The sequence below is a fragment of the Amycolatopsis sp. 505 genome (assembly GCF_031625235.1).
Classification (GTDB): Bacteria; Actinomycetota; Actinomycetes; order Mycobacteriales; family Pseudonocardiaceae; genus Amycolatopsis.
This window is the reverse complement of record NZ_JACKQP010000003.1, coordinates 715,614-725,300: the sequence shown is the minus strand read 5'-3', so window position 1 is coordinate 725,300 and position 9,687 is coordinate 715,614. Positions and strand designations below refer to the sequence as shown.

5 protein-coding genes and 2 pseudogenes are annotated in these 9,687 nt (G+C 69.1%); 1 reads left to right on the top strand and 6 read right to left on the bottom strand.

What is annotated here, in order from left to right:
• Nucleotides 1–1,521, top strand: a 1,521-nt coding sequence (locus H5965_RS14895; protein ID WP_310970335.1) for an RICIN domain-containing protein, incomplete at its 5' end; no start/stop codon positions are given.
• A 3-nt stretch (nucleotides 1,522–1,524) separates the two neighbouring features.
• Here H5965_RS14895 and H5965_RS14890 read toward each other — a convergent pair.
• The 6 genes and pseudogenes from H5965_RS14890 to H5965_RS14865 all read right to left on the bottom strand — a co-directional run.
• Nucleotides 1,525–2,232 (bottom strand): annotated as a pseudogene (locus tag H5965_RS14890) (cation transporting ATPase C-terminal domain-containing protein); the annotation flags it as partial.
• Nucleotides 2,229–2,906: pseudogene (locus H5965_RS14885) on the bottom strand (acetate kinase); the annotation flags it as partial. The pseudogenes H5965_RS14890 and H5965_RS14885, both read right to left, overlap by 4 nt.
• Before the next feature lie 11 nt (nucleotides 2,907–2,917).
• On the bottom strand, nucleotides 2,918–5,530 hold the full coding sequence (locus H5965_RS14880; protein ID WP_310970334.1) for a GNAT family N-acetyltransferase: 2,613 nt from the start codon (nucleotides 5,528–5,530) through the stop codon (nucleotides 2,918–2,920).
• 66 nt (nucleotides 5,531–5,596) lie between these two features.
• Nucleotides 5,597–6,004, bottom strand: a complete 408-nt coding sequence (locus H5965_RS14875) for an Hsp20/alpha crystallin family protein (protein ID WP_310970333.1) — start codon at nucleotides 6,002–6,004, stop codon at nucleotides 5,597–5,599.
• Nucleotides 6,005–6,206: 202 nt separating this feature from the next.
• Entirely contained in the window at nucleotides 6,207–7,541 is a 1,335-nt protein-coding gene (locus tag H5965_RS14870; protein WP_310970331.1) for a hypothetical protein, read from the bottom strand.
• A 397-nt stretch (nucleotides 7,542–7,938) separates the two neighbouring features.
• Nucleotides 7,939–9,633, bottom strand: coding sequence for a GAF domain-containing protein (locus tag H5965_RS14865; protein ID WP_310970601.1), 1,695 nt, complete (start codon nucleotides 9,631–9,633; stop codon nucleotides 7,939–7,941).
• Nucleotides 9,634–9,687: the final 54 nt, after the last annotated feature.

The window sequence follows — 9,687 nt, the reverse complement described above, 5'->3', positions numbered from 1 at the left end:
TGGAACTCCTGGAACTCCTTCGCCGGGGCGATCGACCACACCGTCATCGAGCAGCAGGCGGACGCGCTCGTGTCCTCCGGCATGAAGGACGCGGGCTACGAATACGTCAACATCGACGACGGCTGGTGGACCGGCAGCCGCGACGCGAACGGCAACATCACCGTCGACACCGCGAAGTGGCCGGGCGGGATGTCCGCCATCACCGCCTACATCCACAGCAAGGGCCTCAAAGCGGGCATCTACACCGACGCCGGCCGCAACGGCTGCGGCTACTACTACCCCACCGGGCACCCCGCCTACCCCGGCACCGGCGCCGAAGGCCACTACGACCAGGACTTCCTCCAGTTCTCCCGCTGGGGCTTCGACTACGTGAAGGTCGACTGGTGCGGCGGCAACGCCGAAGGCCTCAACGCCCGCACCGCCTACACCCAGATCAGCGACTCCATCTCGCGCGCCACCGCCCAGACCGGCCGCCCGATGACCTTCTCCGTCTGCGAATGGGGCGGCAACCAGCCCTGGAACTGGGCGCCCGGCATCGCCAACCTGTGGCGCACCAGCGGCGACATCATCTACTGGGGCGAGCGGCCCTCGATGTCGAAGATGCTGGCCAACTTCGACGCCGCACAGCACCCCAGCGCGCAGAGTCCCGGCCACTACAACGATCCCGACATGCTCATCGCCGGCCTGCCCGGCTTCTCCGACGCGCAGAACCGCACCCACCTGAGCCTCTGGGCGATCTCCGGCGCCCCCCTGATCGCGGGCAACAAGCCCAGCGACATGAGCGCCGCCACGCGCGCGACGCTGACCAACCGCGAGATGATCGCCATCGACCAGGACTCGCTCGGCCGTCAGGGCACCAAGGTCGCCGAGGACGCCTCGGGCCTGCAGGTCTACCAGAAGGTGCTGTCCGGCACCGGCCGCCGGGCCGTCGTCCTGCTCAACCGCACCGGCTCGGCCGCCACCATCACCGCCCGGTGGTCGGCGCTGGGCCTGTCGGGCCCGGCGGTCGTCCGCGACGTCTGGGCCGGCGCCGACCGTGGCACCTTCACCTCGAGCTACGCCACCTCGGTTCCGGCCGGGGAGGCGTTCCTGCTCACCGTAACCGGCACCGACGGCACGCCCCCGGCCGGTGGCGGGCCGATCACCGGCAAGCAGTCCGGCCGCTGCCTCGACGTGCCCAACGCGACCACGGCGAACGGCACCCAGCTGCAACTCCTGGACTGCCAGGGCGGCCCGGGGCAGACCTGGACCCGCACGGCGAGCCGCCAGCTGACGGTCTACGGCAACAAGTGCCTCGACGCATCCGGCCAGGGCACCGCCAACGGGACGGCGGTGGTCATCTGGGACTGCAACGGCCAGGCCAACCAGCAGTGGACGGTCAACACGAACGGCACGATCACCGGCGTCCAGTCGAACCTCTGCCTGGACGCCAGCGGCCAGGGCACCGCGAACGGCACCAAGGTGCTCCTGTGGTCCTGCAACGGCCAGGCGAACCAGCAGTGGACCGCGCCCGCGGCGTGAGTGTCACCTCCGAGCGGCGCCTCGGCGGGTCGCCCAGCGGAAAAGCTCGTCCGCGGCCCACACGATCACCGGCATCGGGAGCAACATCGCCACCACCCAAGCCGGTAGGGCCGCGGTCCCGAACAGCGCCTGCAGCGGCGGCAGGTAGATCAGCGCCGCCGCGAACACCAGCTCGAACACGATTCCGCCCAGCAGCAACCGGTTCGTCGTCAGGCCCACCGAGCGCAGGGACACGCGCTCGGTGCGGGCCGCGAACGCCGTGCCCACCTGGCAGAACACGATGGCCGCGAAGCTCGCCGTCGTCGCCTGCAAGTACGCCGCGTGCAACGCGCCCGAGGAGACGTCCGCGCCCGGGTGCCAGCCCGCCGCGTACAGCACCGCGAAGAACGCGCCCAGCACCAGCACTCCCGACAACAGTCCCATGATTCCCCAGGCACGCAGGAGCATCCGCCCGGTGACCACGCCTTCGGAACGCCGTCGCGGCCGTCGCGACATCAGCCCCGGCTCCGCGGGTTCACGACCCAGTGCCAGCGCGGGCAAGGTCTCCGTGCCCAGGTCGATCGCCAGGATCTGCAACACCGTCAAGGGCAACGGGATCATCCCGCCCGACACCGCGAACAGCAGGAACGGCAGCACCTCCGGCACCGCGTGCGCGAAAATGTACAGCACGAACTTCCGGACGTTGTCGAAGACCCGGCGCCCTTCGCGGACATCTCGGCCGGGCTCATCGGCGCCGTCTGCATCACGTGCAGCAGCAGGCCCGGGTCGACCGAACCGGACCGGGTGGCCATCATGGCGCCCTCGAGCGGGGTGAAGCCCATGCTCGTGTCGACGCCGTGGCCGTCGCGGATCGCCGTCACCGACACCCCGGCGCCGACGTGGGCGCACACCAGCTGCAGGTCCTCCGGCGCGCGGCCCAGCAGCTCGCCGGTCCGGTGCAGGGCGTACTGGCAGGACAGGCCGTGGAATCCGTAGCGGCGCAAGCGGTTCTGCGCGGTCCACGCTCGCGGGAGCGGGTACCGGGCGGCGGCTTCGGGCATCCGGGCGTGGAAGGCCGTGTCGAAGCAGGCCACCACCGGAACGTCCGGCAGCAGGCGGCGGACTTCCCGCGTGACCGCCAGCGACAGCGGCTGGTGGTTGGGCGCCAGGGAGGTGAGCCGTTCGAGGTTGGCGAGCAGGGCGTCGTCCACGCGCGCTGGTGCCTTCTGCGAGCCACCGTGGACGAACCGGACCGCGATCGCGTCCACATCGGACCACCTGCGGACCGCGTGGCCCACGACGGCCGGGTCGGTCAGGTCCCAGGCGGCCCAGCCGACGGCGGTGCCGTCGGCGACCAGCGACACCTTCACGCTCGACGAGCCGGGGTTCAAGGTCAGCACACGCACAGGTCGCTCCTTCAGTCTCGCAGCCGGCGCAGGAACGGGTCTTCCGCCGCGACGGGCTCCAGGCGGGCGCGGACGTCCAGGGCCACGCACCCTTCCGAGCGCACGCGCACCGGGTTGAGGTCCAGTTCGGCCAGTTCCGGCACCAGCTCGGCCAGCCGGCTGACCTTCAGCAGCAGCTCGCGCAGCGCCGCCCGGTCCAGGCCGGACGCCCAGAGCGCCTTCGACGCCCGCAGCCCGTCCAGGAGCAGGTCCGCGTCGGCGCCGGTGAGCGGGGCGAGCCGGGCGGCGTGGTCGGCGATCAAATCGGTGTCGACGCCGCCGAGGCCGAACACGACCAGCGGCCCGAACACCGGGTCCGAGCGCACGCCGACCAGCAGCTCGCGGCCGGGTTCGGCCATCGGCTGGACCGTCACGCCCCGCAGGGCGGATCCGAAGCGGGAACGCAGGACCCGGAACGCTTCCATGGTCCGGTCGGCGCCGCGCACGTTGAGCAGGACACCGCCGCCGGCGGTCTTGTGCAGCAGGCCCTCGGCATCGGCCTTGAGGACCACCGGCGAGCCGAGGTCGGCGGCCGCGGCGTCCATCGAGTCCCCGGCTTCCACGTAGTGGGTCTCCACCATCGGGATGTCGGCGAGACGAAGCAGTTCAACGGCGTCGGCGGGCGGGAGCCAACCTTCGCGCTCGGCTACGAAGGCCCGCAGGGCGTCCGGATCTTCGAGGGGCTCGACATGCTCGTCCGCTTCGGGCCGGTTGAGCCACTGTTCGTAGCGGACGAGCCGAGCCAGCACCGCCGCGGCCGCGGCGGGGTCGTCGTAGCAGGCCGTGACACCGCGGCCGGGCACCAGCGGGGCCACCCGGGCGCGTTGCCCGGGCCGGACCGCGAAGACGGTCTTGTACTCGGGCGGGAGCACCGCGGCGAGCGACGTGCCGGGATCGCCGACCGCGGTGGGCACGGTCGCGGCGATGACCGCCTCGACACCGTCGTCGTCGAGGACGGCGCGCAGGGCGCCGGCGAACACCTCGGGCGGGACGGCCGCGGTCGTGTCGACCGGGTTGCGCACCGCCGCTTCGGCGGGCAGCAGCTTCGCGAGGCGGTCCCGGGTGTCCTGGGACAGCTCGGCCATGACCAGGCCTTCGCGTTCGCAGGCGTCGGCGGCGAGGACTCCGGCGCCTCCGGCGTTGCTCACGACGGCCACTCGCGGGCCACCGGGCAGGAGCTGCCAGGACAGCCCGGCGATGACGTCGACCAACTCGGCGACGGTGTCGACGGCGATGACGCCGGCCTGCTCGAACAGCGCGTCCCGGGTGACGGCGGGGGTGGCGGCCGCGGCGGTGTGCGAGGCGGCCGCGCGCTGGGCGGTGTCGCCGCTGCCGGAGCGGACGGCGAGCACCGGGCGGGTGCGGGCGAGGCGGCGGGCCAGCCGGCTGAACTTGCGCGGGTTGCCGAACGATTCGAGGTACAGCACGGCCAGTTCGGTGCGGAGATCGGCGGCCCACCACATCAGCAGGTCGTTGCCGCTGACGTCGTACTTGTCCCCGGTCGAGACCAGCGAGGACACGCCGAGGCCGAGATCGCCGAGCGATTCGGCCAGCGCGATGCCGACCCCGCCGGACTGGGTGACGACGCCGATGTTGCCCCGCCGGACCGGCGTGGCGAGGAACGTGAGGTCGTAGGGGCAGGCCGGGTCGGTGGAGACGACGCCGAGGCAGTTCGGGCCGACCAGCCGCAGGCCGTAGTCGCGCACGGCGGCGTGGACGCGCTCGCCCGCGCCGGTACCGGTCAATCCGGAGGAGATGATGACGACGGCCCGGACCCCGCGCTTCCCGCACTCTTCGACCGCCTGCGCGGCGGCCGGTGCGGGCAGGCAGATCACCGCGAGGTCGGGGGTGCGGGTCAGCGCCGCGACGGACGGCACGCTCGGCACACCGAGGATCACGTCCGCGTGCGGGTTCACCACCTCGACGGGACCGGGGAAGCCGGAGCCGACCAGGTTGCCGAGGACCGCGTGCCCGACCGAGCCCGGCCGTCGTCCCGCGCCGATCACGGCGATCGAGGACGGCTTGAACAGGTGGGCCAGGCTGGCGGCGTCGGCGACCGAGTCGCGCTCGAGCACCGCCTCGACATACGCGGGATCGTCTTCGAGGATCATCACGACGTCACGCTCGGGGCCGCCGATGCTGGCCTCGAAGCGCAGGCCGAGGTCACGGAAGACGTGGATGACGTTGGCGTTCTCGGCGAGGACTTCGGCGAGGAACCGCTTCAGGCCGGTCTTGCGGGCGTGGGAGACGAGGTGTTCCATCAGCAGGGTCGCCACGCCCTGGGTCCGCATGGTCGCGTCGACCACCAAGGCGACTTCGGCGTCCGCGGAGTCGTGCAAAACCTCGTAGTTCGCGACGCCGACGAGCTCGCCACGCCGGTAGCAGCCCACGGCGTAATGACCCGGGCCGGGGTCGGCGGCGATTCCAGCCGCCAGTTTGTCCAAACCGGACGGAGTACCGAAGAACCGGAAGTAGGTGTCCTGCTGGGTCAGCCGCGTGTGCAGGGCGAGCACCTCGGCGGTGTCGCCCGGGTGCAACGGGCGCACGAGCACCACGTCACCGTGCGCGAGCAGGGCCCGGGTCATCGCATCTCCTCGGGGCATGGGGGTGGGCGCGGCCGACCGAGGGCCGCGCCCACCGCGGAGGGTCACCTAGTCCTTGGTGACCTGGATCTTCACGTGCTTGTCGCGCGGGTGCTCCGAAACCGGCATCGAGATCTCGAGGATGCCGTCGGCGTACGTCGCTTTGACCTTCGCCGGGTCGGCCCCGGCCGGCAGGCTGACCGTGCGGCTGAAGGTGCCGTAGAAGAACTCGCTACGGCCTTCGCCGGTCTCCTTCGCCTCACGCTCGGCGGAGATGGTCAGCAGCCCGTTGTGCGTGGTCACGGAGATGTGCTTCTCCGGGTCGAAGCCGGGCAGTTCGGCCCGCACGAGGTACTTGCCGTCCTCAGTGGACTCCTCGATCCGGACCGGGTTGTGCTCGGCGAACGGCCAGGGGTTCTCCAGCCACGCCGCGATGCTCGGCAACGCCAGGCGTGAGCCCGGCACCAGGGCAGTCATCCGTTCCTCCTTCCGTGCGACATCCGGTGTCGCAGGACAAGGAGACCTCGGTTCGGTGGCCGCGCGACGCGGCCGGATTGCCCGAACCGGGAGGACCTTCGTCACCAAGCTGGAACGCTTGCCGACAGCTACACAGGCTGGCTAGTTACCAAGCCCCGTAGGCAGCAACCGGCCGCCAGCCGTTCGTCCATGAACATGGCTTCTAACCAGTCGTTTGATCACGTGGCATATTCCATGGGCCCAGCCATACAGTTTCATCAGTATCGGGATCATACCCCTCAAACACACGGCGATCACTGATGTCCGCATCACGCTCGTCATACTTCGCAATACCCAACAGGAGCGGCGAGGCCAAGAACCGCAACTTTGACTTTCGCTTGGTCGTCGGCGGTTCAGATGGCGTCATCCGCCTCTTGATCAAACAAAGTCCAGCAAGCCGCACCGCACCTGCGCCAAAGTCAGTAAAGGCGGAATTTGTCGTTATCAGGCTCGGATCCAATTGCATGATCACCCGCACACCGCTACGTTCGAAATATGCAATCGGATCGATATCCAAATTACCTGTCAGAGTTCGGCTTTCATTCGGCATTGCACCGTGCAACGTACGGATCTGTCGATCAAAAACAAGCAGGTCACCCGGATTGAGAGTACGAAGGTCGAAATCCAGAGTAAGACGTCGAGTCTCAAGTTGAACCTGACTCATCGCTTCGAGCACTGCAGCAAGCCACTGATTCATCCCGACGATCCCTGCCGGCGGACCCCCACTCGGCAAGGAGACATTCTGCCCGTGGAACAAAGCCAACTGGGCCAGTCTGACCGGATTCGCATAGTTGAGCGACATCAACTTCGGCAGATGTTGACGCAGTCCGACAGCATGCGTCCGCAACGCTTCGTCACGCATCGCCTGAAGTTGTTGCATAGTCTTCACAGTCACCCCCTCCCTCAGCTCTCGACCATGCCGCCCACATAGCAAGACGACGTTACTCTCCGCATTTACTTTTTCCTCAGCTGCGGGAACTGTCCGTTGATCGAGGGAATCACGGTCAGCCTGGATGACCGAACCAAGGAAGCGTTCGTCACCCACTCTATTGCTCATCAATGGATTGCGACACCCAGCGAAGGCGCAGACATTGCCGAAACGCGCACTAAGGAGACCCACCGAGTCCTCAGCAGCCAGCGGCTCACCCTCAGGAATTCCTCCAGCTTGAGTATTGCGATTACCGCGCCTAGCCTGATTCTCAGCATGAGCACCTCGATAAAGACGCAGAATTTTAGAACGTTCTTCCAGCGATAACGGAGCACCACGCCCCTTCGCAAGATCGGATAACACGCTGACAAGCACTTCCACAACACGCCGATCAGCCGGAACACTTTTGCCTCGAAACCAGTCACTAAGTGATGATCGATTCATCTTCGCCCGCAGCGGCTTGGCATCTCCGGCGCGGTCGACGATCGCCTGAGCGGTCGGGTTGCCAGCACGCATGCGCAACTCCGTGAGCGCGGCCTTGAACTGCTGCCCCGCCCCCACCTCGCTCACAGAGCGAGTCCAATCAGGTGCGGAACGTTCCGAAATCCGGTCCGGACCCGGTCCGGAATTCCGGGCACCCCTCGTGACCTGCACATCTGTACACCGTAGCGCGAGGAGACCTCGCCGGACACGGCTAAGAAGGGGCACAACTGAGGGCGACAGATCTGCTCTCTGGTTTGGAGACCAACATGACGAACCTGCCGCAGCTCCTTCACGACGGCGCCCTCGCAGCCGCTGCTGTGCCGCTTACCTACGCTGCGTCGGTTGCAGCCGCCGCGATGACAGCACTTTTGGCGCGCACGGCGGCCCGCCGGAAGTCAGCTCGCGAAGTTCTGGCGCTTCTTCTTCGTCGGCGGCAGTAGGCGCCCTCTCCGGGCGCCTGACCGGGAATCGACGCAATCACTGGTCAGGCGACCGGCGCCGACCATTCGATCCTGACCCCGCCCTCGGGGCCGTTGTCCAGCGAGAACGTGCCGCCAGAAGCCTCCGCGCGATCGCGCAGGTTCCCCAGCCCGCTCGGCGAGATCCCTTCCGCGAGCCCCTTGCCGTCGTCGACCACGACAACGCGGATCGCCTCGTCCCGCACCGCGATCGACACCGACACCGCCGACGCGTTCGCGTGCCGCACGGCGTTGCTGACCGCCTCCCGCACCACCGCTTCGACGTGCTCGGCCAGCTGGGTCGGGACCGTGTCGATCGGGCCGGACATGCTGACAGTCGGCTGTAGCGGTGCGTCGTCGGTCAGCTCGGCGATCGCGTCATGCAGGCGGTGCCGCAGCCGCATCCCTGTCTCGCCCGCCGCGCCGCCGTGGAGGTCGAAGATCGCCGTGCGGATCTCCTGGACGATCTCGTGCATCTGCTCGATGCTGTCCCCGAGCCGCTTCTGCAGCTCCGGCGACTTCGTCCGCCGCTGGGTGCTCTGCATCGACAGCCCGACCGCGAACAGCCGCTGGATGACGTGGTCGTGCAGGTCACGGGCGATGCGGTCGCGGTCGCCGAGCACGTCCAGCTCGCGTGCCGCCCGCTGTTGCGCCGCCAGCTGCAGGGCCAGTGCCGCCTGGTCGGCGAAGGACGCCACCACCGAGAGCTGGGCCGCTTCGAACCCGGAGGAACCGGCCTCGCGCGCCGCGATGAGCACGCCCGTCGTCCGGTCGCCCGCCCGCAGCGGCACCACCATCGCCGGCCCGAACCGGTGCTCGCGCAGCGCGAGCTCGGGCACGCTGCGCGGCGTCCGGTCCCGGTACACCGAGCCCGGCACGCTCTCCTCGATGTCGATGCGCGTCCCCGACAGCTCGGCCGCCCGCGTACCCGCGCACACCGTGACCGTCAGGTCGTCGACGTCGTCACCCCAGTCCTCGTCGACGTCGAGACGCCCGGAATTCGGCAGGGCGAGCATCGTGACGTCGGAGCCGGTCAGCTCCAGCGCGCGGCTGGCGATGAGGTTGAGCGCCTCCGCCGGGTCGGTGCCGCCGAGCAGCTCCGTCGTCACCTCGCTGGTCGCGGCCAGCCACTGCTGCCGGACCCGCGCCTGCTCGTAGAGGTGCGCGTTCTCAATCGCGATCCCGGCCGCAGCGGCCAAGGCCTGGACGACGACCTCGTCGTCGTCGGTGAACGGCTCCCCGTTCTTCTTTTCCGTCAGGTACAGCCGGCCGAACACCTCGTCGCGCACGCGCACCGGCACGCCGAGGAAGGTGTGCATCGGCGGGTGGTGGGCGGGGAAGCCGACCGAGGCCGGGTGCGCGGAGATCTCCTCCAGCCGCAGCGGCTTCGCCTCCTCGATCACCACGCCCAGCACGCCGTGTCCTTCGGGCAGGTCACCGATGAGCCGGCGGGTCTCGTCGTCGATGCCGATGTAGAGGAATTCGGACAGGCTGCCGTCTTCGGCGAGCACGCCTAGCGCGCCGTACTTGGCCTCGCCCAGTTCGATCGCCGCCTGCACGATCCGGGTCAGCGTCGTGTCCAGCTCGAGCCCGGAGGCGACGGCCAGCACGGCGTCGAGCAGGCCGTCCATCTTGTCGCGGGTGCCGATCAGCAGCTCGATCCGGTCCTGCAGGTCGCGCAGCAGCTCGCGCAGCCGCAGGCCGGACAGCGTGCCCGCCATCCGCCGTGGCCCCTGCCCGGCTTCGCTCACCACGGCCTCCGCATCATCGGTGAC

Excerpts from the sequence above, each read along its gene's own strand:
- H5965_RS14880 (WP_310970334.1), bottom strand. The coding sequence starts at position 5,530 with ATGACCCGGGCCCTGCTCGCGCACGGTGACGTGGTGCTCGTGCGCCCG.
- H5965_RS14875 (WP_310970333.1), bottom strand. The coding sequence starts at position 6,004 with ATGACTGCCCTGGTGCCGGGCTCACGCCTGGCGTTGCCGAGCATCGCG.
- H5965_RS14865 (WP_310970601.1), bottom strand. The coding sequence starts at position 9,633 with ATGGCGGGCACGCTGTCCGGCCTGCGGCTGCGCGAGCTGCTGCGCGAC.